Origin of the sequence: Paenibacillus sp. FSL H7-0918, from assembly GCF_038007025.1 — a bacterium.
Classification (GTDB): Bacteria; Bacillota; Bacilli; order Paenibacillales; family Paenibacillaceae; genus Paenibacillus_AQ; species Paenibacillus_AQ odorifer.
Window position 1 is genome coordinate 1710845 of sequence record NZ_JBBOWJ010000001.1, and the last position, 26392, is coordinate 1737236.

Here is a 26392-nt window from a genome sequence, read left to right on the forward strand (position 1 = left end):
TGTAAACGTCCCTTCTTGCTCAGTAACGAGAGTTACAGTCTGCGGTACAGCCATACAGCTGTAATAATACCGGCGAGACTAAGCATGCACAATTTCAAATGAATAGTGATGTCATAGGTTATGATGTCTAAATCGGCTCGCGGAGACCATTTGAGCACAGTCGATGTTGTTAGAAAAGACAGAGCCTTTACGGGCTGCAGCAGCTTGGCGATCCAGGCTCCAGCCAGCCAGCCTAGAATTAGAAATAACAGCAGTGTTCCTACATTTTTCTTCTTCATCTCAGTCTTCCCTCGCCATTTTTTGACACCCTAATTATTATACGGTGAAACGGTGATCAATACAAACGTAAAATCCCCTACGGTAATGTTTACCACCTTTTGCCCTAAAAGTTGCGGAACGATACCCCTCTCCGAAAAAAACAACAAGCCCCCAATTCCCCGGAGACTTGTTGTTATTTTGAATCCGCAATCCAAGCATTCAATTCATAGCAGACAGCAGCTGTTTTTGGCTGGTCAAGAAGCTCAGCATGGATTCCTGCACTTCCCAAAGCAGGGCTTGCGCCTTGTTCTTGTTATATTCACTCAGTGCTGAAATTCCTTGGCTCATAGATTTCTCTAGCGCTGCGCAAATGCTTTTGGCTTCAGGCGTTATGCCTTGCTCCAGAGCTTTAACAGCTTCACTCCATTGGAGATGAAGATCACTCACAGCTGAGGTATTAGCTGCCGCATCCGTTTGTCCGCCACTGAGTAAAGAAGCGGATTGACTGCTTAGTTCACTGAGCAACTGTCCACTCACCGCAAAATAACTATTCACAGCCTCCGCATTTCCGGCAAATCCTAATCGTTCCACTCCGGGAAGATCCACCTCTCTTACATAAAGCTCAATCCCTTGATTCTTCAGTCCACTGCTGAGCAGCTTAGCTTGTTCACGGTCAGAGGACATTCCGGCATATACACGATTTCCGTCAGCAGGGTCCAAGCCCGCAGCCAAGCCAGCGTCCAACAGCTCTTGTCTAGCTTGTTCCGCGCCTGCCGGCGTACTGAATACGCCATACTGCAGCAGGTAGTAGCTTTGCGCAGCCACTTGAACAGGAATACTGTTTTTGCCAGCATCATCTGTGCCCGTAACCGGCAATCCCGAGGTTCCTACACCTGCTGGATCATTAGCTCCGGAAGTCTGCCCTGAAGTAGCCAATGTATCTGTTATCCCGGTTCCTGAACTACTATCCATGTTTCCTCCATAAAAAAAGGAAAGCGCCGCATACCCAAGCAGTAGACCTGTGCCGATGGCCCCCACCACAGACAGGGATAATTTCCACCAATACGATGGGCGACGAGTATGATATGAGCCCCCATAACCTCCCGTGTAAACCTCTGCTGATTTATCTCTGTCATCTAGTACCAAATCTGAGAGCAGATACGATTGCTGCGTATTTCTGAAATCTCTATCCTGTTCGTCCCATTCTTGCTGGCGTGGATCTACAGTTCCTGAGTAATAGTCGTAAGCATCCTCCGGCGGTGCCTCACGCGTAGAGCGTAGATCAGGTTCTTGCACCCAAGTATGCTGCTGTGCTGGACCGACCTCCTTGCGCAACTCCTCTGCATATTCTTCAGCTGTACCCAGTCCGCCACTGGACCAGCGCTCCACTACCTGCGGTTTTGGCTTAGGCTCGTCCTTATTCACGTCAAATCGGAATGTCATTCTTCCGTTATTCAACAGTAACACCTCACCTCATCTAATCTATATGGAAATATATGATAGACAATAGAGAGATATGCTATTTTTATAGCCAAATGAATAATGAAAGTTATACGGATTCAGTTTACATTACATGTAACTTTTATATACTATATAAAAAGAGCTAAAAGTGTGCACTATACTAGTTAAGCTAGAAATAGGATTTTAGTTCATTACAGTTTAGGAGGGCTTTTTCTGAAACAAAAAATTCAAGCAGCAATTGTGGGCTACGGTAATTTAGGAAAAGGTGTACGTAAGGCTATTAACCAAAGTGAAGATATCGAGCTGGTTGCGATCTTTACGCGCAGAGAGCCTGGACAACTGGAAGCTGGTGAAACCGGTGTGAAATTCGAGCATATCTCTGCCGTCGAACAATATAAGGGAAAAGTAGATGTTATGATTCTGTGCGGAGGATCGGCTACCGATCTGCCAGAACAGACACCAGCTATTGCCCGGATGTTTAATACCGTGGACAGCTTTGACACTCATGCCAAAATCCCTGAGTTCTTTGCGACCGTTGATGCCGCAGCTAAACAAGGCGGAACACTCAGCGTAATTTCTACGGGCTGGGATCCAGGCCTGTTCTCCATGAACCGTCTGCTAGCTGAAGCTATTCTGCCACAAGGTAAAGAATATACTTTCTGGGGTAAAGGCGTCAGCCAAGGTCACTCCGATGCCATTCGCAGAGTAGAAGGCGTTAAAGGTGGCGTACAATATACTGTTCCAGTACAAGAGGTTATCGAGGCCATCCGTGCGGGTGAAACACCAGAACTTACTACTCGTGAAAAACATCTTAGAGAGTGTTTTGTAGTAGCTGAGGCTGGTGCAGATCAAGAGCGCATTCGCGAAGAAATTGTGAATATGCCGAACTATTTTGCAGATTATGATACTACGGTTACTTTCATCACTGAAGAAGAACTGGCAGCTCAGCATAGCGGTATTCCGCACGGCGGGTTTGTTATTCGCAGTGGGGTAACAGGAGAAGGCACGAAACAAATTGTTGAATTTGGCCTGAAGCTGGAGAGCAATCCTGAATTTACAGCTAGTGTGCTTGTGGCTTATGCCAGAGCTGCTCAGCGTATGAGTCAAGAAGGTCAAAGCGGAGCGCGTACTGTATTCGATATTCCACTTGGGATGTTGTCTCCGAAATCACCAGAAGAACTGCGCCGCAACTTACTCTAAAATCCTGTCGACAAATAACCCGCGTAGGACTTTTAATGGTCCTCGCGGGTTATTTGTTGTCCAGAGGGGCAAGCATCATGTCTGACAACCCTCTATACAAGACTAAGAATCTTACTCTTAACATGATTCATTTCGTAATTCTTCAACAAAGTCTCATGCGCACGATCCGCAATAATGGCGCCAAGCTCAGGATTTTTCAGTAAATTCAGTACACTTCCAACAACCTCAACTGAGGTATTAGCCAGCAAAATATTTCGGTTATGCTCACAATTCAGCTTCTCACACATGATTGAGCTAGTAACCACCGGGGTTTTAAGCGCCCAGGATTCCAGTATATTTCTAGAAACTTCGCAGCCTTCAAGGATAGGCACCAGAACAGCTTTAGACCGTCGTATGTATTCAGTAGAGGAATTTACTGGTCCAGTGACTATGACCGATTCATCTTCCTTAATCAAAGTCATGACCTCTGGGTGAACCTCTGAGCTGATAATGTAACTTTTGATATCAGGCACTTGTTCTTTAATCATGGGATAGGTTTTTTTAAAGAATACTCGGGCTGCATCTATTCCCAGTCTCATATTCATATTCCAGTGCAGCACAATTGAATTTTCTTTAGTCACAGGCTCTGCAAAAGTCTCATACTCATTCATCTTGATGAAATGGGGGACAACATGAACCTTACGAGCATCGGCAAATGATAGAGATTTGAACGCTAGTGCATCCCATTCCGAGGTTGCTAAAAGTAGTCCCGTCTTATTCATTAATCGCCGTTTATTCCTACGATCCCATGCAGCATTGAGTTTATTATATGGATTCTTCCTGCTTAACTTTCCTGCCTCTCCGGCAGATCCTCCGCTTCCGTTTGCAAAACTATAGGTATCTGTGATCACACTGGCTTCTGGAAGCAAGTTCCGCACCATATCAATGCATTTACCCAATAGGACATGCGATATAAATACATGCTTGTAATTATTCGAACGGCAAAGCTCCAAAATAGTGTTCTTCATATCTTTATCTATATGACTTAAATTTGAGAAATTCCGCAGTTTATGTAAGGGGCGCAGCATTGGCCTCCAGGTCGTATAATCTTCATTAATGTTATGAACCGTAAGTGCCGTCCGCTCATTTATAGACACGGTTTGGTTGGCACTGCCGTACGTCAGCAAATCTATATCAAATTTCCCAAGCAAAATCTCGAGAATACTCCCTGTTCTCATTTCTCCTTCTAGATCCTCTGCGCTTTGATTCTGGGCTGATAGGAACAGCATTCTTTCTCGCATGACTCTGGCTCCTTGTATTTTGTAATAAAAACCCCCATCTACTAACTGAAACTTTAGATGCAGTTCAATAGTAACTCATTTCAATTAAAAGTTTTGTCGATTTATAGGAGAAGTCTAAAATTTTTTAAGTTTTTTTCTGAGTTCCCAAAATTCTATCACGATTTACCCTTATAAAACGCCACATTTTCTAAAATATAGACTAAAACCCCTTTTTTTACGCCATACATAATCATGAATTGCTCTATGGATAGAAATCGTAATCTTTAGGTAATATGTACTACGCCTCTTTGCATACAAAAAAAGCATCTCCCTCGCTTAATGTCGAAAGGAAGACACTTTAGTTGTCATAGCTTCTAACTACACAGTTCCGGCCCTTTTTCTTAGCCTGATACAATGCAGTGTCACTAAGTTTGTAAAGAGTGTTCAATGCGTATCGTTCACCTGAATCCACCGTGATGATGCCAACACTTATCGTGTAATGCAAGGGCACACCATGAATGACCGCCCCTGTAACGGCTGTGCGCATCCGCTCTGCAATCATATCACTGTTTTGTTCATCGGCTCTATGCAGCAGCACAGTGAACTCCTCACCACCGAATCTTCCGAACAGATCACCATTGCCAAGCTGCTGTTTTATTTTATGAGCCAGATCCTTCAGAACATGGTCGCCGGTATTGTGGCCGTAGGTATCGTTTATGCGTTTAAAGTGATCCACATCCAGCAGTAAAAAAGAATACGGCAGCTTCTTCATTGCTGAGGCAGCTATTAAAGGCCGGGCGCGCTGTACAAAGGATCTGCGATTCAAAATACCTGTCAACACATCATAAGTGGCCACCCGTTCCAATTCTGTAAAGGAATCCTCCCTATAAAGCAGCATGATTCCTGCAGTTCCTAAGAACATAAGCAAATAAATCCCCAGATAAAAAAATATCTGCAGCCAGTGAGAGGTCTGTGCATTCCATCCTAACATCGAATAAAACGGTTCAAGTCCCTTGCTAACCAGCGCTAAAATTACAACAAAGTACAACAATCCTATGGTTCGCTGGAGAGAGGTCTCTCTAATCTTCACAGCTAATATATAAGCTGGCAACGCTAAGATCATAATCCCAAATAGACAAGTTGCAGCCATAACCAACCGCTCATCTGGCATAATTATATGCAGTAGCACTACGATGACAATGGATACTCCGAACAGGATCGTATAATATCGTTCAATCCTACTCCCAAAAACTCTGAGAAGCATCAGAAGCGCTAAGCTTTCCAGCGTACCTCCAGCTAAAGCAAGCAGCATACTGATTGGAATGGGAAGTCGTGAGTCTGTGAAATCATTCAGCAAAAGGAGAATTAAAGCTGCCAGCTGCAAATATTTTGCCGTGACAAACAAGGTAGAAGTCCGTTCCTGCGCGTAACGCAAACGATAGACGACAATAAGCAATACCGTAAAGGATTGCCACATAAAGAGGCAGACCAGCAGTGTCTTGAGATCCAGATGCATGTTAGTGAATTTCACCCCCTGTATTCTCTAAGCTCAATAAATATAATTGTATCTGACCACTCGGTTTCTTCCTTCTTGTTTGGCTTGGTATAACGCTTTATCGCTCAGCTTGTACAGCTTATTTATCCAAATCTCCTGATCCGGTATGATTGTAATTACACCTATACTAACTGTATAGCCTTGTAAAAGTTTTTGTGTAGGCGTCTTCATTACTGCCTTTCGTAACACTTCAGCTTTCCGGTCACAGCTAGCTTCATCCAGCCCGCAAAGGATAACTGCAAATTCCTCGCCGCCCAGCCTGCCAAATAAATCGCTGTTTTCGAGGTTGTCCTTAATCGTCAATGCGAATTCTTCCAGAACAACATCGCCGGTATCATGGCCGTATGTATCATTGATTTCTTTGAAATGATCCAAATCCAGCAGCATAAACGAAAAGTACTCTTGCTCAGCAACTGCCTTCTCAAGCCGTACCTCAGCTTCCTCAAGAAATGCTCCACGGTTAAGGATTCCAGTCAGATCATCGTAGCTAGCGATTCGTTTCAGTTTTACAAAGGAATGCTCGTTAGAAAGTAGAATAAAGCCTGCGGCTCCCACAATCAACAATAAATACATCCCCAGGTAATATAAATACTGCGAAAGATTAGTTGTGAACACGTTCATCTCTGGCTCCCAGATCAATGCAACAATCGCGCGGAGCAGCATAATCCCTGCAAAAGCGTAAAACAATATTCCGAGTATCTTCTGAAGAGGGGTGCCTTTGGGGTTCACCGTGAGGTGGTAAGCTGGATAGACAATAAACAGTATCGACCATAATGAGGTACAGGCTATGCGCCAGCTGGAATGATGAAAGAAGATCGCAACAATACTAAAAGTAATCGAACTAAGTATGGAAAGCGTTATGTAATACAACTTTATCCGCTGACCAAGGATTCCCATCATCAGCAATAAAGCAATAATCTCCAGACAGCAGCCTAAAAGAATCAAAGCGTTGCTAAGTGGAATGGATAAAGCGCGGGGGATATGACCCCATAATAATAATGAACACCAGAAGAGCAGCTGCACCGCCTTTGAGCGTATGAATAAGGTGGATGCCCTGTCTTTAGGAGCGCTCCTCCGGTAATTGGTTATCAGCAGCAATATAAATAGATTTCCAAAAATAAATAAATACACTAACGTTTTGATATCAAGCTGGGAGTCCATGAGTCACCACCTACACGGAAAAATTGATCCTCTACTGACAGCACTATAGCACTCAATGGCTGGTTCAGCAAATACCCTATTTATTTCATTTTTTAGAATGTACATCCACCGCTTAAGTATACAAAAAAGCACTTCCCCCTGCACGGAGCTCGGGGGGAAGTGCTATGGTCAAGAGAATATGAATATTCTCGTGTAGGCCTGTGTTTGTATTAACGCTTCTTCAAGCCGTCCGCCAATGCGTATCCAACCTTCCAGATATCGCCTGCGCCCATCGTAATCACTAGGTCACCTGGGGCAATACGAGGTTTCAGATCAGCAAGCACATCTTCTTTGGTTGGCAGATGTCTTGCACCAGCGTTACTGTTCTGCACAATAAGCTCAACCAGCTTCGCAGATGTAACCCCCTCAATCTGCTTCTCACCTGCCGGAGAGTAGATGTCGGTGATGATCACCTCATCTGCTTCGCTAAAGGCGCGGCTGAAAGCATCTAGCAGGAAGAACGTACGTGTATACCGCTGAGGCTGGAATACGGCAATAATCCGTTTCCCCGTTGCCTTAGCAGCACTGATTGTCGCCTGAATTTCAGTTGGGTGATGCGCATAATCATCGATGACCAGAATGTCATCGACTTCTCCGAGCACTTGAAAACGGCGCTTCGCACCATGGAATTTCACGATCGCTTCAGCGATTTTCTCAAAAGAGATTCCTGATTTCAGACAAGCGATAACCGCAGCCATTGAGTTATACAGATTGTACTGACCTGGCACGGACAGTTCAATTTGTCCCAATACTACGCCATTATGGTTCATCGTATACGAAACTTGACGGTCGCCAAGAACGATGTCTGTGGCAATATAATCTGCTGTCTTCGACTTGATGCCGTAAGTAATCACCTTACCTGACACTTCAGGCAATAAAGAAATCACATTCTCGTCATCTGCACACACAATCGCAGTGCCGTCTTCACGGGTCTGGTTCATAAACTGTACATAAGCAGCCTTGAGACGGTTAAAATCTCCGCCGTAATTCTCCAAGTGATCTGCTTCCACATTCGTGACAATTCCAAGCCAAGGGTGATAGTGCAAGAAAGAGCCATCACTCTCATCCGCTTCCGCCACTACATAATCGCCTTGTCCTGCCTTTGCATTCGTACCGACGTTCATAATCTCTCCGCCGATAATATACGTAGGATCAACTTCACACTCTTCCATTACAAGTGCGATCATAGAGGATGTAGTTGTTTTACCATGCGCTCCGGCAACGGCTACCCCTTTACGTTCGTTCAATAAACGGGCTAACATTTGTGAGCGGTGCAGAATTGGAATCTTAAGACGCTCTGCTTCCACCCATTCCACATTATCGCTGGACAAAGCCGTAGAGTACACGACGAGATCCGCACCTTTTACTTGTTCTGCTGTATGCCCAATATAAATCTTGGCACCTTTAGCAATCAATTTATCCGTCAATTCTTGGGCAGCCACATCGGAGCCCGTAACCGTATATCCCATTTCTAGCATTACTCGGGCAATCGCGCTCATACCGTAGCCGCCGATCCCTATAAAATGCACACGTTCAGTAGTATCCAACAGTCGTCACCAGCCTTTTTCAGTATCGGGTTGCTGCAAAAGTGTACCGCGCACGTCAGAAATCAAATACAGCGTACCAGATACGACGGCAAGGTCATCCTCCGCTGTAATCGACTTCAGTTGTTGCAGCGCTTTTCCCCAATTATGTTCTACTATGATTACCAAGTTTTCCTTGGCATATTTATCCCGCAGACTTTCTGCGATAACCTGCAGATGCTCCGCGTCCATTTTGTTCTGGAAATCCGGTTCGGTCAGGATGAGCGTATCCACTATAGGCAGTATATGCTTAAAGTAGGATTCATGATGCTTATTTGCCATCATTCCCATAAGTAAATTTAATTTACCGTATTTATAGAGCTGTGGCAGGCTTTTGGCAAGGCTCTCCGCGCCTTCCGGATTATGTGCTCCATCCAGTACGATCCTCGGAGATTTACTTACCTCTTCCAGCCTTCCAGCCCAAAATGCATGACGCAATCCTTCCAGAACATCTTCATCCTCTAGCATGAACGCCATATACTGGCGCAAAACTTCAAGAACCATCATGGCTCCCGCCGCATTGCTAATCTGGTGTTCGCCTTTCATCACAATCCCAAGTTCAAGCGAACGGAAGGGACCCTTAAAGTTAAAGGTCTGCACATCCCCATGGATTCCAGTAGCTTCATAGCTAAAATCTTCTCCGGCAAGATAAAGAGTAGAGCGGCAAGCCGCCGCTTTCTCCTTGAGTACAGCCACGACTTCCGGTTGATTTACGCAGCTAACAACTGGTACACCGGGTTTGATAATCCCGGCTTTCTCCATTGCAACCTTCTCAAGCGTATCTCCCAGAATATCCATATGGTCATGGCCGACATTTGTAATCACCGACACGATCGGAGTAACGATGTTCGTTACATCCAGCCTTCCCCCAAGCCCAGTCTCCCATACGACAACATCCGGACAAGAAACACCCGCAAAAAATAGAATGGCCACAGCTGTAGTTACCTCAAACATCGTTGGTGAGCCAAATTCCGTTTCTGCAATCTCATCTACCAAAGGACGAAGGGTATTCACTAGCTCAAGAAGAGTTTCTTCAGGAATGTCCGTATTATTATATTGGAACCTGTTCGTGAACTTCGTAATATACGGAGACGTGAAGGTGCCGACAGAATAGCCGCTTTGCAAAAGTGCGCTTGTCAAAAAAGCACAGGTGGAGCCTTTGCCGTTGGTACCCGCCACATGAATAAATTTCAGCCGACGGTGCGGGTTTCCCAGCTTGTCCATCAACATCTCAATTCTGTCTAAACCTGGCCGGATTCCAAAAGGAATCAGGCCCTTGATCCAGTTAACCGCTTCGGTATATGTCGCAAGAGGGGCGGTGCTCCCGCCCCGATTTAGGTCATCCATGTCTCTTATCCTCTCAGCTCTGCTATGCGGGCAAGTACTTTCTCACGTTTGGCAGAATAATCTGCCTGCTTCGCCTGCTCCTCTTCGATAACTTTTGCGGGAGCTTTGGCCACGAAGCCCTGATTGCTCAACTTTTTCTCTACGCGTTCTACTTCGCTGTTCAGCGTCTGCACTTCTTTTTCCAGACGAGCGATTTCTTGTTCAATATCAATCAGCCCCGACAAAGGCAGAAGCAGTTCCGCTCCCGTTACTACAGCGGACATTACCTTGTCTGGCGTTTCCGGATTCAGGCCAGCTTCGAAAGAAGAGGTATTGCAGAAACGTCCGATGTAGTTGTCGTTACGAGTAATGATGCTCAGTGTTTCCTCATTGCTCGCTTTAATAATCAAATCAACCTTTTTGCTCATCGGTACATTTACTTCAGCACGGATATTACGAACTGCCCGGATTACATCCATCAGCAGGTTCATTTCCGCTACCGCTTGCGGGTTCTCCAGAGCAGCATCATACTCAGGCCAAGCAGCCAAAGTGATTGTCTCTCCTTCATGCGGCAGATGCTGCCAGATTTCCTCCGAAATAAACGGCATAAACGGATGGATCAAGCGCATCGTGCGGTCGAGTACATAAGCAAGTACGGACTGTGTCTTCGCTTTGGCTGCGGCATCCGTTCCGTAAAGCGACAGCTTCGCGAACTCAATATACCAGTCACACAAATCGTCCCAAATGAAGTTGTACAGCTGGCGGCCGGTCTCGCCGAACTCGTACGAGTCAATTAGACGCGTAATTTCACGAGAAGTTTCGTTCAGACGGTGTAAAATCCAACGGTCAGCCGTAGTTAGCTCCCCAGTAATGTCAATATTCTCGAAGCTAACTCCTTCAAGATTCATGAGGGCGAAGCGTGACGCATTCCAGATCTTATTAGCGAAATTACGCGCCTGCTCTACCTTTTCCCAGCGGAAGCGTAAATCCTGACCCGCTGTGCTGCCGGTAGAAATCATATAACGCATAGCATCTGCGCCATACTTCTCGATAACCTCAAGCGGATCTACACCGTTGCCGAGTGATTTGGACATTTTTTGTCCTTCAGCATCCCGTACCAAACCATGCATCAATACGTCCGAGAATGGTTTCTCTCCGGTGAATTCCAGTGCCGAGAAGATCATCCGCGCTACCCAGAAATAAATAATATCGTAGCCCGTTACGAGCACATCGTTCGGATAGTAACGTTTGAAATCTGCACTGTCTTCATTCGGCCAGCCTAGGGTTGCAAACGGCCAGAGGTTGGAGCTAAACCAAGTATCCAGAACATCCTCGTCCTGTTTCAGGTCGGTTAAGCCGCTGATCCGGCGCGCTTCTTCCTCGTCATTCGCCACAACCAGCTCACCGGTAGATTCAGAATACCAAGCCGGAATACGATGCCCCCACCAAAGCTGACGGGAAATACACCAGTCGCGTACGTTTTCAATCCAGTTCAGGTAGGTTCTCTCGAACCGTTCAGGTACAAAGTTAACCCCATTACCATCCTTCTGTGCATTGATGGCAGCTTCGGCGAGCGGCTGCATCTTCACGAACCATTGTGTGGACAGGTACGGCTCAACAACCGCTCCTGAACGTTCACTGTGTCCAACTTGATGCACATGATCTTCAATAGAGATCAGAACGCCTTGCTCCTTCAGATCCGCCGTGATGGCCTTACGGCATTCACTCCGGTCTTGACCTTGGTAAGGTCCTGCTTCTTCGTTCATCGTACCGCTCTCATCCATTACGTTGATCTGCGGCAAATTGTGCCGTTGACCTACCTCGAAGTCATTTGGATCATGAGCTGGCGTGATCTTAACCGCACCGCTACCAAACTCTTTATCTACATACTCGTCAGCGATAATTGGAATCTCCCGGCCGATAATCGGCAGGATCAGGGTTTTACCAATCAGATCTTTATAACGATCATCCTCAGGATGAACAGCAACTGCCGTATCACCCAGCATCGTCTCCGGACGTGTGGTCGCTACAGTGATATGTCCGCTGCCATCTTTAAGGGGGTAACGCAGGTGGTACAGATGACCGTTAACTTCCTTATATTCAACCTCGATATCCGACAACGCCGTACGAGCCGCCGGGTCCCAGTTGATGATACGTTTACCGCGATAGATCAAGCCTTTATTATAAAGCTTAACAAATACCTCGCGAACTCCCTTCGACAAACCCTCATCGAGGGTAAAACGCTCGCGGGAGTAGTCAAGGGAAAGTCCCATTTTTGCCCACTGCTCATGAATGGTGTTCGCGTATTTGTCTTTCCAATCCCACACCTGCTCCAGGAACTTCTCACGTCCGAGGTCATGTCTAGAAATCCCCTGCTCGCGCAGCTTCTGCTCTACCTTCGTTTGTGTTGCAATACCTGCGTGGTCCGTACCTGGCAACCAAAGCGTATCGAAGCCCTGCATCCGTTTAGTACGAATCAGGATATCCTGTAATGTGAAATCGAGCGCATGCCCGATGTGCAGCATTCCCGTTACGTTTGGCGGCGGGATCACAATACTATAGGCTTTAGCATCCGGACGCTGGCCTGCGCGGAAATATCCGCCCTCTGTCCAGTAGGAATACCATTTCTGTTCTGCTGCCTTCGGATCATACGTTGTTGGCATCTCGTTTTTAGATTCATTCGTAGCAGCAGCATCTGCCGCTGTTAGATGGTTTTGGTCAGCCATTCTCTGATACCTCCACTAGTTTACTTGTAGTTGCTTATAGTTGTTAATAAAGTTGCTGTATAGAGCACACAGGTCTCTGAAAAAAACAAAAAGACCCCTCGTCTCAAAGGACGAAAGGTCATTCTTTCGCGGTACCACCTTTGTTTCGCGCCAATGAAAAATAAAACTACACTTCTTACCCTACGGATTCAGAAGCTTAGCGCGACACTCGTACAGATAACGGCTGCTACCGGCCACAACCTAACTTATCCTTCACAAATATGAAGATAAGCTCAGAAGGGCGACTCCGGGGCGACTTCGGGGGCTGTTTCCTACGGAATGTCACAGCACTTGCAATTCCGCTCTCTGAAGGGCTGACCGCCTACTCTTCCCGTTCCCAGTCTTTACTTAGATATTGCTTACTCCATAATACATTTTGAGCCCCCCCTAGTCAACCTGGATACGCCTTTGCAGCGGGACTTTAGGCTGAATTTCGACTTATTTCTTCTGAAGCATCCCTTCCAACAATGAAACAGCAAAAATCCCGATCCTAATACCTGATCGGGATTCACCTATTCATGTGTGTACGCATCACGATTCGATTACGGGATGTACAACACTTGACCTTCCTCTACACTCTGCCCGGATAAGCGATTATACATTACCAGCTCCCGCGCACTTAGCTGATACTTCTCTGCTATGGTATCCAGTGTTTCTTCACGCTGCACAATACACAGCCGAACTTTGCGGAACATGTTAGCTCCATCCGCGCTGGCAATGAATCTGCTCTTCCATTCCGTATTATTGCCAACCTCTGGAACGTCCACTGCTGCAGATGTGTTTCCTTCCGACTGCAGAGCTTCCTGCTCTTTACGGACACGACTGGAGCTTAGTAAAGAGGAGAAGGTGAGATGTTCTTTTTCCGGAATTTCTGCTTCTTTTTTACTGCCCAAGGCGATCTTAAGATCTTGTTTCTCCTCATGAGAAGCCACACTCTCTTGTGAAACAAAAACTTCGTTCGCATTCTCATTAATCGGCGCAGTATTCTCTTCTTGCTTAGAAAGCGCATTATTAGCCTCATTTTCAGAAGCGAATACAGGGATATCCTGAATTGCATCTGCACTAACGGCTGGAACAGCGGTCTCTCTAGGAGTAAAATATTCCTCTGCCGACTGTTGGTTCTCTTCGCTCACATTGCTTGCTTGATTCAGCTGAGACACCTCAACCTCTTTGTTCTGGGCCTCGGCTTTAAACCAGTAATCGGATAAACCCGCTTTAGCATCGTCAACTTGGGACTCCAGACTATGTGTCCGTGCTTTAGCTCCCTTGTCCTTCTCCTGACCGGATGAGAAATTGACTACAGGGGACGTATGAGCGACTCCACTTGAGACTAATGATTCTTCTGTTTCCTGTTCATTCGCTTCGGCATGCTCATGTTCTTCTACAGCAACCTGTGAGGCATCCTCACCGAAGGTCCACTGAGAATTTTCATAAAGTGCATCATTTTCCTGTTCTTGTAGCTCCGTAGTAGCTTCTACCCTGTCATCATTCACAGGAGAATAGGCGACTGTATACTCCTCTTGCTGCCAGGCTGGTTGAGGTTGAGGGTCCGCACCACCGATCCCCCGCAGCGATAATACGCCTGTTATATTCACAGTGCGCATCGTGAGCAGATCGATATCAAAATTCTCAATCTCTACCCCAATATCTTCAATCGAGCTGACGCGTGTAAGCGGAACAGTGATTTCCACGGGAATGGCATGCTCCAGACGTTGTGTTCGGTCATCTTCACTCCGGTAAAGCCCGGTAAGCAACAGCTGACCATATAACTCGGCCCGATCCTCCCGCTGAATCACCTGAATTTCCGGAAGTAGTTCAACCTCCTCCAGCTCAGCTATTCCCGGAAGCTCTTCCGAAAGGTGAATGCGTTCGTAAATATCAAACCGCAAGCCGTGGGACTGATCAAACACGGGATATGTCCTCCTTCTTGGCATAATCTAACCCTGAGACAGGCCCAGAGCATAAGCCCAAAATGTTACTCCCCACATGTATATGCTTCAAACAGAGAGGCATGACAACTTTGGTAGTACTAACCGGACAGGATGCTAATAAATTTCATGAATTTAAGAGCTCACCAAACCTTCAGCCTGCTGATAGATGCACTACTTCGTAAGAACAAAGTATTATATGCTGCTTTTATGAATAAGACATGGATAGATGTTTTTTTTCTGAAAAAATAGAAAAAGAACAGCAGAACCAGCTTTTGCTGATTCTACTGTTCCTTAGCCACTTACGTATCTGTCAGGGTGCTTCAGACAGCAGCTCTCGCAGCTGCAGCATATCCTCCGGCCACGGATCGCTGACTTCCAGCTGTTCTCCGCTCCAAGGATGGCGGAAGGACAATGCCTCGCCATGCAGGGCATGGCGGCCGGCAGCGCTGGAAGCCCAAACCGGACCGCCATATAGTTCATCCCCATACAAGGGATGACCCATATGGCTGAGATGAACGCGAATCTGATGCGTCCGTCCAGTCTCCAGCTGCACATGCACTAGGCTTCCGCCATGCAGTGCCTCGCGCTCGATGATTCGCGTCACGGCAGATTGTCCGCCGGGCGAGACCCGTCTGCGCGCAGCGTGATGCCGGTCGCGCCCAATCGGGGCATCGATCACCTTAAACGCAGGCGGCACGATGCCTTCAACGATCGCGGCGTAGTGCCGCGAGATGCTTTTTTCACGCATATTCTCGTCCAGGACTAACTGTGCGAACTCATTTTTCGCATACATCACCGGACCCGTTGTATCTTTGTCCAAGCGGTGAATATGGCGCACAGCCACATTTTCGCCGGAAGTGATATAATGCGCAGCTACGAGGTGATCCAGAGTTACACCAGTTCCACTGCCATCGGGATGTACCGCCAGCCCAGCTGGTTTATGAGCTACCAGGCAAAAATCATCCTCATACAGCACCTCAAGCTCTTCCCATATCGGTTCAAGCCCCGCTTCACGATCGGGAAAAAGCGCCAGCCGAAGCCGGTCGCCTTTCCACTGAATGCCTCCCTCGCGGCGTAACCGCAGATGAAGTTTCTCGGGCATGCCTACAGTTTCTAACAGCCACTTGTCAATCGTTGCTTGCGTATCCTCGGCTCCAGTAATGATTTTGCCGGGTGTTACCTCCAGCCACTCTCCACGCCGGGTCCAAGCGCCACCACCGGTTCTTTCTCCGGCTCCGATGCTCAAAGGGCCTTCAGGGCATTATAATGGCCCTCAATGGTATCATCAATATCTTGCTCACTATGTGCAGCCGATATGAACATCCCCTCAAACTGTGAAGGTGGCACACTGATGCCTTGGTTTACCATATGACCAAAATAACGACGGAAAAGATCCGTGTCACTGGACTTAGCCGTTTCAAAATTGATTACAGGTCCTTCAGTAAAGAATGGGCAAACCATCGATCCCACCCGGTTGATAGTGAGCGGAATGCCAGTCTCAATTGAATTCTTTTTCAAACCCGCTTCCAGACGTGCACCCAATTGTTCCAGACGATCATATACTTCCGGGGTCAACAGCTTGAGCGTAGTATATCCGGCTGCCATCGCCAATGGATTACCACTAAGTGTGCCCGCCTGATAAATCGGTCCAGTAGGAGCGATTTGCTCCATGATCTCTCTTTTGCCGCCATAAGCACCCACTGGAAGTCCGCCGCCGATAACTTTGCCAAAACAAGTTATATCCGGAGTAATCCCGAACAAGCCTTGAGCACAGCCACGATTAACACGGAAGCCTGTCATAACCTCATCAAAAATAAGCAGCGAACCATTGTCAGAAGTTAATTTACGAAGCCCTTCCAGGAAGCCTGGAAGCGGTGGAACCACGCCCATGTTGCCGGCAATCGGCTCTACGATCACTGCGGCAATCTCATTGCCAAAACGTTCGAAAGCAATCTGAGTGGACTCCAAATCATTGTAAGGAACCGTAATGGTATTCATTGCAACGCCTTCTGGGACACCCGGGCTATCCGGCAAGCCCAATGTAGCTACACCAGAGCCAGCCTTAATAAGCAGACTATCGGCGTGACCGTGGTAGGAGCCTTCAAATTTCAAGATTTTGCTGCGCCCAGTGTAACCACGTGCCAAACGAATCGCGCTCATCGTAGCTTCCGTTCCAGAGTTAACCATGCGCACGATATCTACAGATGCCACTCGTTCAACAACAGTTTTTGCCATTTCCGTTTCGAGTAGCGTTGGAGCGCCAAAGCTTGTCCCTTTTACCGCCGTCTCCTGCAATGCCTTCACAACCTCAGGATGCGCATGACCCATAATCAGCGGACCCCATGAGAGCACATAGTCGATAAAGCTGTTGCCGTCGATATCAAAAATTCGCGAACCTATCCCATGATCCACATAAATCGGAGTCAGACCTACGGATTTAAACGCCCGTACAGGGCTGTTCACCCCGCCGGGAATATATTGTTTTGCTTCATCAAAAGCCTTCCGGGACGCTTCCTCTTTACGCGCCATTGGCACATTACTCATGTATCTTCACTCCTATTCTCTTCTTGGTTACACAAGCTTGTACAAACATATATTAGCTGCCGCGATGTCGGTGTGATGAAGATTAGCCGCGCAGCCAGCGGGCTGCATCTTTTGCAAAATAAGTAATAATAATGTCCGCACCAGCACGTTTCATGCCCGTCAGCATTTCCAGCACAACGGCTTGCTCGTCGATCCAGCCTTGCAATGCCGCTGCTTTTACCATGGAATATTCTCCACTCACATTGTAAGCCACCAAAGGAAGATCAAACTGATCACGAATCGTACGAATCACATCTAGGTAAGCCAGAGCTGGCTTCACCATTAACATATCCGCGCCTTCCAGCACATCGGATTCTGCTTCACGGAGTGCTTCGCGCAGATTGGCAGGGTCCATTTGATATGTTTTGCGATTCCCGAACTGTGGTGCTGAATCCGCTGCTTCGCGGAAAGGGCCATAAAACGCCGAAGCATATTTGACCGAATACGACATAATCGGCACATGCTCAAAGCCGTTCTCATCAAGTCCCGCACGAATTGCGTGAACAAATCCATCCATCATGTTGGAAGGGGCGATAATATCTGCTCCAGCTTTTGCTTGGGATACCGCCGTACGAGTCAAAAGCTCCAGCGAGGCATCGTTGATAACATCGCCATGGACCACACCATTCACCGTATGCGTATGCACCATTCCACAATGTCCGTGATCCGTAAATTCACAAAGGCAGGTATCTGCAACGACCAACAGCTCTGGGTACCACTGCTTGATCAAGCGAGTAGCCTCTTGCACAATTCCATCCTCTGCAAAACCGGAAGAACCGATAGCATCCTTCGTCTCAGGAATCCCGAACAATAATACAGCCGGGATGCCTAGTGCGGCAATCTCGTCCACTTCTGCTTTTAACGTATCCAGCGAAAAATGATACACACCCGGCATCGAGCTAATCTCATTCTTCACACCTGTTCCATAAGTCACAAAAATAGGCTGTACCATATCCAGCACATTCAGTATCGTCTCCCGCACCATGCCACGAATTCCAGCAGAACCGCGCAAACGGCGGTGACGTGTAATTGGAAAGCTCATTTGTTCATCCTCCTGAAAAATAAAATATAAAACCAAATTATGTGTCTGGCAGCAAACTACAACTAGCCACAGCCAAGTCTAAATTAGCCGCAACCAAACCGCCGACCACTGGCTAACTACGTATAGTTGTAGTTTGTGCAACTATCTCGATGTTTTGTCCTAATTGTAAGCTTTAGTTGCATTCTCTACAGTTATTTATTACAAAAGTGCGAAGATTCCTCATTTAGCGGATATTTAATTGCACATACTACAACTAAACTCGGCTTTAGCTGATATATAGGAAATTTAATTGTATAAAGTACAACTAAACCTAAACCTCAAGCAGATCTGCTCACATTAACCTACTGCATATTCTCTACATACCAGTTAGTTTACAACCAAATATTATCCTCCGAACTCCATAAGTCACTACGTTCGGAGTTCAATTTATATGTTACTTGAAGGTAGCGATGTGGCACTTTTGAGCGTAGATATAACGGCGAGTAAACCAACAAATGTTAGTTAGTAAAAGTAACCGCGAACTCATTAATAACTACCCACTCACGTGTAACCACGAACTATTTAGTAACTATGAACAAACTCTAAACTCACATGTAACCACGAACTATTTAGTAACTACCAACACACATGTAACCACGAACTCACATGTACCTACGAACTATTTAATAACTACCAACTCACATGTAACCACGAACAAAACTCTAGCCTGTAATCTAACTAAATATAAGCTGAGCGCTATATTTCTACGCAGGCCCTGCCTTTCTCCTTTGAACAGCTACTACTCTCCCCGCAGAGTAATCAGCTTCTACCTTCCCACCAGAAAGTAAGCTAAGCACACCTGTAAACTATTGCTTCGTTCTATCCTCGATCCGAGCGCTACTGCAGCTGAGTCTCCGCATTCCAGCGGCAGAGCTCCTGCACCAAACCGTCTATGGTTGCCTCTTCAGGCAAGAGTCCCGGTGTCAGTCCCGCGTCTACCGCAGTCTGCTCCGTTAACGGGCCGATGCAGGCGATTTTCACATTTGCAAGCAGCGGGAGCGGATCTTCAAGCCCCATCCGTTTCAGGATGTGTATGAAATTACGCACGGTTGACGAGCTGGTGAAGGTTACCGCGTGAACGCGACCTTCCTCTAGCAGCTTCAGCAGCTCGACGTCATCCTCACCCGTGACAACCGTCTCATAGGTATCCACGTCTGTCACCTGAAGGCCAAGCTCTCTCAGCTTGTCCGGCAGCCAGTCCCGCGCCAGATCGCCGCGCGGCAATAGCACGTTCTGCCCCGGCAGCAGCTTGGGACCGAACGTCTCAATCAGACCTTCCGCCTGAAACTTCGCCGGAAGTTCCTCAGCAATCACCCCGCGCTGCGCCAGCGCGGCGGCTGTGCCTGGCCCCACCGCTGCAATACGCGCGCGGTGTAGCCCGCGAATGTCCGCCCCCAGCTCCGCCAAGTGGCGCCAAAAAAACTCCACGCCGTTCGGGCTAGTGAAGAATACCCAGTCGTACGATTCCAGCGCGCCAAACGCCGCTGCAATCTTCGCCTTCTTCTCTGCCCCTTCTGGCATGATCGTCTCGATCACCGGGAACTCGTAGGGTTCCCCGCCGAGTTCTTCAATTCTATCCACCAGCTCGCTTGCTTGGCTGCGAGCCCGTGTCACCACGATGCGTTTGCCGAATAACGGCATCGCCTCGACCCACTTCAGCTGCTCACGCTGCAGCACCACGTCACCGACGACGATGACTGCCGGCGGCTGAAAATCCGCCGCCTTCACCTTCGCCTCAATATCGGCGAGGGTTCCCGTCAGCGTCTCCTGATCCGCGCGGGTGCCCCAGCGCACAAGTGCCACTGGTGTTTCTGGCGGCCGCCCGTGCTTGATCAGCTGAGCGCTGATATAACCTATTTTAGCTACGCCCATCAGAAACACTAACGTTCCCGTGGCGTTCGTTACTTTATCCCAATGTATGGAATGATCCAGTTTATCCGGGCTCTCATGCCCGGTGATAATCGACAGGGAAGAGGCATGATCGCGGTGCGTAACAGGTATACCCGCATAGGCAGGTACACTGATCGCTGACGTGATGCCCGGTACGATTTCGTAATAGATCCCATTTTTGCGCAGCAGCTCCGCTTCTTCACCCACCCGGCCAAAAATCGTAGGGTCCCCACCCTTAAGCCGCACCACTGTTTTCCCCTGTAAAGCCAAATCAACTAACAATTGATTAATCTCTTCCTGCTTCATCGTGTGGCGATCCGGCAGCTTGCCTACATAGATCTTCTCCCCGCCGGGTTTCATGCATTTCAGCAATCTAGGACTTGCCAAGCGATCATACACCAGCACGTCGCTTTTTTGGATACACTCGAGGCCTTTCACAGTAATCAGCTTTGCGTCCCCGGGACCTGCACCTACCAAATAAACCTTCCCCGTCAATCCACTCATCCCCTAACGTCTGACAGTATCTTCTCCGCTCCTCTTGCAATCAGCTTTTTAGCGACTTCTTCGCCGAGCTGTACCGGGTCAATCCCCGTGCAAGTTTCTTTCAAAATCGTTGAACCGTCCGGTGTTCCCACCATCCCCGTTAACGAGATTACTTTGTGCTCAGCGGTAGCAGCTTTGGCGGCTGTGTCAAGCACCGCATGAGCACCAATCGGCACTTGGCAGCCGCCATTCAGCACGCCAAGGAACGTGCGCTCCGCCGCTACCGTCAATGCCGTATCGGCATCGTTGTATAATGCCAGCAGCTTCCGCAGGTCAGCGTCATCTGCGCGGCACTCGATGCCGAGTGCGCCCTGCCCTACAGCGGGCAGGCAAACCTCCGGCGGCAGGTAGGCGCTCACGCGATCCTGCCAGCCCATGCGCGACAGCCCCGCCGCTGCCAGCAGGATTGCGTCGTATTCGCCGCTCTCCAGCTTGCGCAGCCGCGAGTCAATGTTGCCGCGCACGGGCTCAATGACCAGATCAGGCCGCAGCGCAGCGAGCTGGCTGGATCGGCGTAGGCTGCTTGTGCCTACGCGTGCACCCTGAGGCAGCTCGTCTAGCGAGACGCCTCCGTTAGAGATCAAAACATCACGCGGATCGACTCGCTTCGGCACAGCACCATTGATCAACCCATCCGGTAGCTCGGATGGCATATCCTTCATGCTGTGCACCGCCATGTCGATTTCTTTTTCCAGCATCGCTTGCTCGATTTCTTTCACGAACAACCCTTTGCCGCCTACCTTGGATAAAGTAACGTCAAGAATGCGGTCACCTTTGGTGACGATCTTTTTCACTTCGAAAGTAAAACCAAAACCATGCTCCTCGCTAAGTCGCTCCAGATCAGCAATCACATGTCCCGTTTGCGTCAACGCAAGCGCGCTCTGTCTACTCCCCACTATAACCTTACGCATTTGTCCATTCCTCCTGGTAACGTTCGCCTCTTACTCTTCACCGCAGAACCTTGCACTAGAAATCCAAACCCAAACTAACCAATTAACTACTCTCACTCTAAAAAAGGCATTATTGCCTTTGAATTCGCTACTTCGGATAATTCCCGCCGAATTTGAGGCATTTTTGCCTTTCATAAGCTCCTTCGGCGATTGTTGCTCATTTATAGGGCATTTTTGCCTCTCTTTTTGCTAATTTGGCTGTTGTTGCTCAATTTAAAGGCATTTTTGCCTTTCTTTTAGCTCCTTCGACGACTGTTGCTTATTTTAAGGGCATTATTGCTTCTCTTTTAACTAACATGGTGGTTATTGCTCAATTTAAAGGCATTTTTGCCTTTCTTTTAGCTCCTTCGACGACTATTGCTCATTTAGAGGGCATTGTTACCGTACATTCCGCCATCCAAGCTACTTAAGCTCGATTCAACAGTATTTTTACCGTACATTCCGCCATCCCAGCCACTACGAGCCAACTCAGCCATTCATTATAGTTACTCAAAACCGCTCATCCACTTCATATCTTAATCTAACCCAATTTTCTAATCTTTACAGTGTCCACGCGCACTTTTACTCCACCCGTTGCTCAGCAATCCAAGCGTCCATATCCTCCGGGCTCCACGCTATGAAGGTACCCTTACTCATCTCGTTCAACACATCCAGCGTGCCAAGCTTCCGCAAAAGCCTTCCACGAACTTCAGCAGAAGGTTCTTTTTCCTTAATCCGGGTACGCATGGCATGCACAAAATCCAAATATGGCTCATACGCCGCATCCAGCGCTTTTTCAAGCACATTTTTGATCTTCGTTGCCGCAAGCGGGCCAGCACCCGAAGTAGATACAGCTACCGTCAAACGTCCCCTCCGAACCACTCCGGGCGTGATAAAGTTTCCCGCTTCCGCATGGCTGGCCACATTCACATGAATTCCAAGCCGTCTAGACTCCCGCGCAACCTCTTCATTAACCGCCCTATCGTTAGTGGCTGCATATACGAGAAAGGCCCCACGGAGATCTCCGGGAGCATAAGTACGGTCCATCCAGATCAGAAGACCTTTTTCAGCTAGAGAATCAAGCGGATCTGTCAAAGAAGGACTAATCACCTTAACCGCCGCTCCAGCTTCCAACAGCCCGCTCACCTTACGTTCAGCCACGACACCACCGCCAATAACCACACAGGGCAGCCCTTCACAATCCAGCATTATGGGTAAATAACGCGTCATGCCCTTCACTCCCCGCTCCAACCGTGAAAATCAGACCAAGAATTCAACAGAAAATTTAAGATAATAAAAGCATATCCTAAAATCGCCCAGCGAGCCATACTTACTCCACTTTTCCGCCCGGACTTCTTAAAGATAATATAAAATATGTAAATCCCAAGACCGATAAGAGTCGTTAATACTTTTAAATCCTTCAATAAAAGCGTCCGTCCCTCAGAAACTATAGATAAACCCGCCACCACCAGCGATATTCCCAGCAAAGGAGTGCCCACCAAAATAGCGGTATAAGAGTATTTATCTGTAGTCTCCAGGTTCGGCAAACGACGGATCCGGTCGCTCCATTTCTTGCTTTTGAGTCTAGTGTGCAGGAACAAGTACAATATTGCAAAAACCGTTCCTAACGTCAGTGCTGCAAAACTCAAATTTGCCAAAATCACATGCATCGTCAGCCAGCCATACACCGCACTCCAAGTCTCAAGCGTATGCCCACCCGCCGTCAGCCAGACCCGATTAAGCAGAAAAACACTAAAACCAGCCATACTGAGCAGCAAAATCGTAAACTCGCCTCCACGTGTAAAAGCCACCGCAAGCGAAGTCAGCACAATACTAAAAGCAAACCAAAACAAGAAATCATAAGGTGTAAAAATAGGCAGGCCTTTCTCCTGAGAGAAACGAATTCCAAGTCCTGCAACTTGCAAAAGACCCACAACAACAAGAAGCCCCGTGCCTAACCGCTTCCCACCCGGACTCCTTTTAAGGCAATCCGAGAAAACAAACAGCAGGCTCAGGGCATAGACCAGCAGAGCGGCATCATATATTCCGTTCAGCAGTTGCATATTATTCACCCACCCAGCAAGCCTGCCGGAGCAAGCGCCGTTTTAGGCACAGAGAAATCAGCGCTGCCAGCCGTACGTTCTCCAGAACTAGACTGCTTCACCGAGGCAATGTCTCCATCATCTGAATCGGATTTGAGCTGTTCCTGCAACGCAAAGATTTTGGAAAAATAATCAAGAGCTTCATTCCCTTGCTTACCGCCGGACAGCTCTTTAATTACATTGATCGGATCATGCATCATCTGGTTCACGATACTTTTAGTCAGGCGGCGGATCACTTTCCGCTGATGCTCGTCCAGCTCGGGCAGCTTGTTGAACAGACTCTCCATCGTTTCTTCATGAATCGTATTCGATTTATCCTGAAGCGCCCGGATCACCGGTCTTACCCCAAGCGTCTTGAGCCACAGCTGGAACTCATCCATTTCCTCGCTGATCATCACTTCAATCTTCGCAGCTTCACTTCGGCGCATTTCCAGATTATTCTCCACAATGCCCTCCAGATCGTCAATATCATACAAAAAAACATCCGGCACATTTGCCGCCGCAGGATCAATATCACGTGGTACAGCAATATCAATCATAAAAAGCGGCCGCGAAGGGCGGCGTTTCATAGCATGCGCTACCTTATCAGCCGTAAGCACATACCCGTCTGCTCCTGTCGAGCTGATCACGATATCTACTTCATTTAGAGTTGTTAACGCATCTTCAATCGTGCTCGGCTTACCCGAGAACTTCTCCGCCAATTCAATCGCACGCGACAGCGTACGGTTAGCGACAATCACTTCTGCCGCACCACTACTGTATAGATGCTTCACGGTAAGCTCGCTCATTTTGCCGGCACCGAGAATCAGCACTTTTTTCCCAGTAAACATGCCAAAAATCCGCTTGCCCAGCTCCACAGCCGCATAACTGACCGATACTGCGCTCTCGCCGATTGACGTTTCACTATGTGCTCTTTTGCCCAGCGTCACCGCTTGCTTGAACAACCGATTGAACCAAGTTCCAGTTACACCCTCAGCCTGAGCTGTGAGAAAAGAACTCCGCACCTGTCCCAGGATCTGCGTCTCCCCAATCACCATGGAATCCAGGCCGCAAGTCACGCGGAACAAATGCGCAATCGCCTGTTCGTCTTCATAAATATACATATGCTGAGCAAATTGCTCACTTTTCACACCAAACCATTGCTCCATAAAGCCGCGGATGAAATAACCAGCCATATGAAGGCGGTCCATCACCACATAAATTTCCGTACGGTTGCAGGTAGCTACTAAGACCCCTTCTAGCACACCCTTCGTCTTCATCAGTTGATGGAGCGCTGCCGGAAGATCACTTTCCGCAAAAGCAAACTGTTCCCGAACCTCCACGGGAGCCGTACGATAATTCAGGCCAACGACGACGATGTGCATCGATAGTTCACCATCCTAGTCTCTATAAGTTGCTGAAATCCAATTATATAAATTAATATCTTACATACCGTTCACTTTCACAACATCTCAAAACACTGTGTTAAGTATATCACACGAAAATAAGACTTTTTACAGATTTTTTGAACGCTTTATGAAATCCAGATAATAATTATTATAAATAAAAAACCGTAGGTTCGCTACGGTTAGGATGAGTTATTTTTAGCTAATTTATAAGGTTGTGATAGCAAAAAGGAAACATTAGGGCCTACTAGTTCTTAAAATCGTCAAAAATTCCGTTCTCCAAAAAAATAAGTCACTGCTCAGTGACTTAAAACTTCTCAGGTTTCTTAACTTTTATCGACGCTACTTCTCCACACTTTTTACAAAATGTGAAGATAACTGGTGAGCCAAAAGAGAAGGTTTTCCCAATAGGCATGACGTTAGCATATCCGTTGCTCATTTCGCCTTTAACGAATGTAGTTCAGAAGTCGCCGATGCTTAGACCAAACTTTAACCCAAACACGATTTTCATCATCCAGATAAAAACGAATATTCACTAATTTTAAAGGCGTCCATATCTCCTTAAAATAGTAATTTGGCATTTGGCGTCTCTCCCACGAGAATAATATTGATATAGTTATAAGTATAAAACTATTAAACAATATTGTTTGTCGTAATGCGCCTTAAGCCAAGATAAGAAAAAAACTGTTTTTGTCGGATTATAGTGTGAACGTTCTACAGCAGATTAGCGAAACCAGTTCTTAATCTGATCAAGAGTACTTTTTGCCTCCGGACCATTGTAACCAAAGGTGTTGCCGATCATTTTTACATACTCGTTGAACGTTGTTTCTCTACTCTTTCGGTCACTCCACCAGCGTTTAGCGTTATATCCTGATTCAGAACCCACATACGTCAGCTCAATCTCCGATTTTTTGTACACACGACCAAAAAGAAATTTCACCCTCCGCATGTGAAAGTCAGAGGAAACAACAATCGCAGATTTAAAACCGTATTCCTTCATTATAGGAAGAGTGTACTCGGCATTCTGATAAGTGCTATCCGCCGCGTTCTCGGTATAGATAACGTCCTGGGGTATGCCTAAAGCTAGGGCGGTTTGGACCATGTCACCCGATTTACTCGTTGCCTCTTTAGCATTGGAAAGAATTACATAAGGAGCATAGCCTGCTTTATATAACTCAGCTGCTTTTTCCACACGACCTTGGCCTCCGCTTAGGACAATGATGACATCGGCTTGCTTGGGAGATTCAGATAGAACTAAGAAACGGCCTGCACTGAATAAACCAGTAATTAACAATAGCAAGCATACGAAAAGGACAAATCTTTTATTCATTAAATTACCTT

General features: G+C 47.3%; 19 protein-coding genes. 1 reads left to right on the forward strand and 18 read right to left on the reverse strand.

What is annotated here, in order from left to right:
• Window positions 1-32 precede the first annotated feature (32 nt).
• Both MHI15_RS07880 and MHI15_RS07885 read right to left on the reverse strand, forming a co-directional pair.
• Window positions 33-278, reverse strand: coding sequence for a DUF4321 domain-containing protein (locus MHI15_RS07880; RefSeq protein ID WP_036685144.1), 246 nt, complete (start codon window positions 276-278; stop codon window positions 33-35).
• 199 nt (window positions 279-477) lie between these two features.
• Window positions 478-1701, reverse strand: coding sequence for an SPOR domain-containing protein (locus tag MHI15_RS07885; protein WP_143759995.1), 1224 nt, complete (start codon window positions 1699-1701; stop codon window positions 478-480).
• 231 nt (window positions 1702-1932) lie between these two features.
• On the opposite strand from MHI15_RS07885, the gene MHI15_RS07890 reads away from it, so the two are divergent.
• Window positions 1933-2919, forward strand: a complete 987-nt coding sequence (locus tag MHI15_RS07890; protein WP_038573038.1) for a diaminopimelate dehydrogenase — start codon at window positions 1933-1935, stop codon at window positions 2917-2919.
• Between the two features lie 92 nt (window positions 2920-3011).
• Here MHI15_RS07890 and MHI15_RS07895 read toward each other — a convergent pair whose 3' ends face one another.
• From MHI15_RS07895 to MHI15_RS07970, 16 genes are all read right to left on the reverse strand, one after another.
• On the reverse strand, window positions 3012-4199 hold the full coding sequence (locus tag MHI15_RS07895) for a glycosyltransferase (protein WP_076194482.1): 1188 nt from the start codon (window positions 4197-4199) through the stop codon (window positions 3012-3014).
• 337 nt (window positions 4200-4536) lie between these two features.
• Entirely contained in the window at window positions 4537-5694 is a 1158-nt protein-coding gene (locus MHI15_RS07900) for a GGDEF domain-containing protein (protein ID WP_076280013.1), read from the reverse strand.
• Between the two features lie 33 nt (window positions 5695-5727).
• Entirely contained in the window at window positions 5728-6894 is a 1167-nt protein-coding gene (locus MHI15_RS07905; RefSeq protein WP_076129397.1) for a GGDEF domain-containing protein, read from the reverse strand.
• 209 nt (window positions 6895-7103) lie between these two features.
• A complete protein-coding gene (gene murC / locus MHI15_RS07910) occupies window positions 7104-8480 on the reverse strand; it encodes a UDP-N-acetylmuramate--L-alanine ligase (protein WP_036685137.1) in 1377 nt (458 codons plus the stop codon).
• 6 nt (window positions 8481-8486) lie between these two features.
• Window positions 8487-9863, reverse strand: a complete 1377-nt coding sequence (locus tag MHI15_RS07915) for a bifunctional folylpolyglutamate synthase/dihydrofolate synthase (RefSeq protein ID WP_076129399.1) — start codon at window positions 9861-9863, stop codon at window positions 8487-8489.
• A gap of 5 nt (window positions 9864-9868) precedes the next feature.
• The gene (locus MHI15_RS07920; protein WP_076129400.1) at window positions 9869-12568 is read right to left on the reverse strand and encodes a valine--tRNA ligase; all 2700 of its coding nucleotides are present in this window, start codon (window positions 12566-12568) and stop codon (window positions 9869-9871) included.
• Window positions 12569-13149: 581 nt separating this feature from the next.
• Complete coding sequence (locus tag MHI15_RS07925; RefSeq protein WP_076280011.1) at window positions 13150-14517, reverse strand: LysM peptidoglycan-binding domain-containing protein; 1368 nt, start codon at window positions 14515-14517, stop codon at window positions 13150-13152.
• 331 nt (window positions 14518-14848) lie between these two features.
• A complete protein-coding gene (locus MHI15_RS07930; protein ID WP_254848830.1) occupies window positions 14849-15784 on the reverse strand; it encodes an RluA family pseudouridine synthase in 936 nt (311 codons plus the stop codon).
• Entirely contained in the window at window positions 15781-17082 is a 1302-nt protein-coding gene (gene hemL / locus MHI15_RS07935) for a glutamate-1-semialdehyde 2,1-aminomutase (protein WP_370511266.1), read from the reverse strand. The genes MHI15_RS07930 and hemL overlap by 4 nt, the downstream gene beginning before the upstream one ends.
• A gap of 82 nt (window positions 17083-17164) precedes the next feature.
• Window positions 17165-18163 carry a porphobilinogen synthase gene (gene hemB, locus MHI15_RS07940; protein WP_076129402.1) on the reverse strand — a complete coding sequence of 333 codons (999 nt, stop codon included), beginning with the start codon at window positions 18161-18163 and terminating at the stop codon, window positions 17165-17167.
• A gap of 876 nt (window positions 18164-19039) precedes the next feature.
• Window positions 19040-20587: a uroporphyrinogen-III C-methyltransferase gene (cobA, locus tag MHI15_RS07945; RefSeq protein ID WP_076280025.1), complete on the reverse strand. Its 1548-nt coding sequence runs from the start codon at window positions 20585-20587 to the stop codon at window positions 19040-19042.
• 5 nt (window positions 20588-20592) lie between these two features.
• On the reverse strand, window positions 20593-21546 hold the full coding sequence (gene hemC / locus MHI15_RS07950; RefSeq protein ID WP_076129403.1) for a hydroxymethylbilane synthase: 954 nt from the start codon (window positions 21544-21546) through the stop codon (window positions 20593-20595).
• A 600-nt stretch (window positions 21547-22146) separates the two neighbouring features.
• The gene (locus MHI15_RS07955; protein ID WP_341164300.1) at window positions 22147-22794 is read right to left on the reverse strand and encodes a precorrin-2 dehydrogenase/sirohydrochlorin ferrochelatase family protein; all 648 of its coding nucleotides are present in this window, start codon (window positions 22792-22794) and stop codon (window positions 22147-22149) included.
• A gap of 5 nt (window positions 22795-22799) precedes the next feature.
• Window positions 22800-23627, reverse strand: coding sequence for a cytochrome c biogenesis protein CcsA (gene ccsA / locus MHI15_RS07960; protein WP_076129405.1), 828 nt, complete (start codon window positions 23625-23627; stop codon window positions 22800-22802).
• A 5-nt stretch (window positions 23628-23632) separates the two neighbouring features.
• Complete coding sequence (gene hemA / locus MHI15_RS07965) at window positions 23633-25030, reverse strand: glutamyl-tRNA reductase (protein ID WP_076186087.1); 1398 nt, start codon at window positions 25028-25030, stop codon at window positions 23633-23635.
• Window positions 25031-25775: 745 nt separating this feature from the next.
• The gene (locus MHI15_RS07970) at window positions 25776-26381 is read right to left on the reverse strand and encodes a YdcF family protein (RefSeq protein WP_179088795.1); all 606 of its coding nucleotides are present in this window, start codon (window positions 26379-26381) and stop codon (window positions 25776-25778) included.
• Between the last annotated feature and the right edge of the window lie 11 nt (window positions 26382-26392).

What these genes read in the sequence shown, in the direction of transcription:
- hemL (WP_370511266.1), bottom strand. Translation starts at nt 17,082, where the DNA reads ATGAGTAATGTGCCAATGGCGCGTAAAGAGGAAGCGTCCCGGAAGGCT.
- MHI15_RS07955 (WP_341164300.1), bottom strand. Translation starts at nt 22,794, where the DNA reads ATGACGCGTTATTTACCCATAATGCTGGATTGTGAAGGGCTGCCCTGT.
- MHI15_RS07915 (WP_076129399.1), bottom strand. Translation starts at nt 9,863, where the DNA reads ATGGATGACCTAAATCGGGGCGGGAGCACCGCCCCTCTTGCGACATAT.
- hemA (WP_076186087.1), bottom strand. Translation starts at nt 25,030, where the DNA reads ATGCACATCGTCGTCGTTGGCCTGAATTATCGTACGGCTCCCGTGGAG.
- ccsA (WP_076129405.1), bottom strand. Translation starts at nt 23,627, where the DNA reads ATGCAACTGCTGAACGGAATATATGATGCCGCTCTGCTGGTCTATGCC.
- MHI15_RS07900 (WP_076280013.1), bottom strand. Translation starts at nt 5,694, where the DNA reads ATGCATCTGGATCTCAAGACACTGCTGGTCTGCCTCTTTATGTGGCAA.
- MHI15_RS07970 (WP_179088795.1), bottom strand. Translation starts at nt 26,381, where the DNA reads ATGAATAAAAGATTTGTCCTTTTCGTATGCTTGCTATTGTTAATTACT.
- MHI15_RS07880 (WP_036685144.1), bottom strand. Translation starts at nt 278, where the DNA reads ATGAAGAAGAAAAATGTAGGAACACTGCTGTTATTTCTAATTCTAGGC.
- hemC (WP_076129403.1), bottom strand. Translation starts at nt 21,546, where the DNA reads ATGCGTAAGGTTATAGTGGGGAGTAGACAGAGCGCGCTTGCGTTGACG.
- hemB (WP_076129402.1), bottom strand. Translation starts at nt 18,163, where the DNA reads ATGAGCTTTCCAATTACACGTCACCGCCGTTTGCGCGGTTCTGCTGGA.
- MHI15_RS07920 (WP_076129400.1), bottom strand. Translation starts at nt 12,568, where the DNA reads ATGGCTGACCAAAACCATCTAACAGCGGCAGATGCTGCTGCTACGAAT.
- MHI15_RS07885 (WP_143759995.1), bottom strand. Translation starts at nt 1,701, where the DNA reads ATGACATTCCGATTTGACGTGAATAAGGACGAGCCTAAGCCAAAACCG.
- MHI15_RS07895 (WP_076194482.1), bottom strand. Translation starts at nt 4,199, where the DNA reads ATGCGAGAAAGAATGCTGTTCCTATCAGCCCAGAATCAAAGCGCAGAG.
- MHI15_RS07905 (WP_076129397.1), bottom strand. Translation starts at nt 6,894, where the DNA reads ATGGACTCCCAGCTTGATATCAAAACGTTAGTGTATTTATTTATTTTT.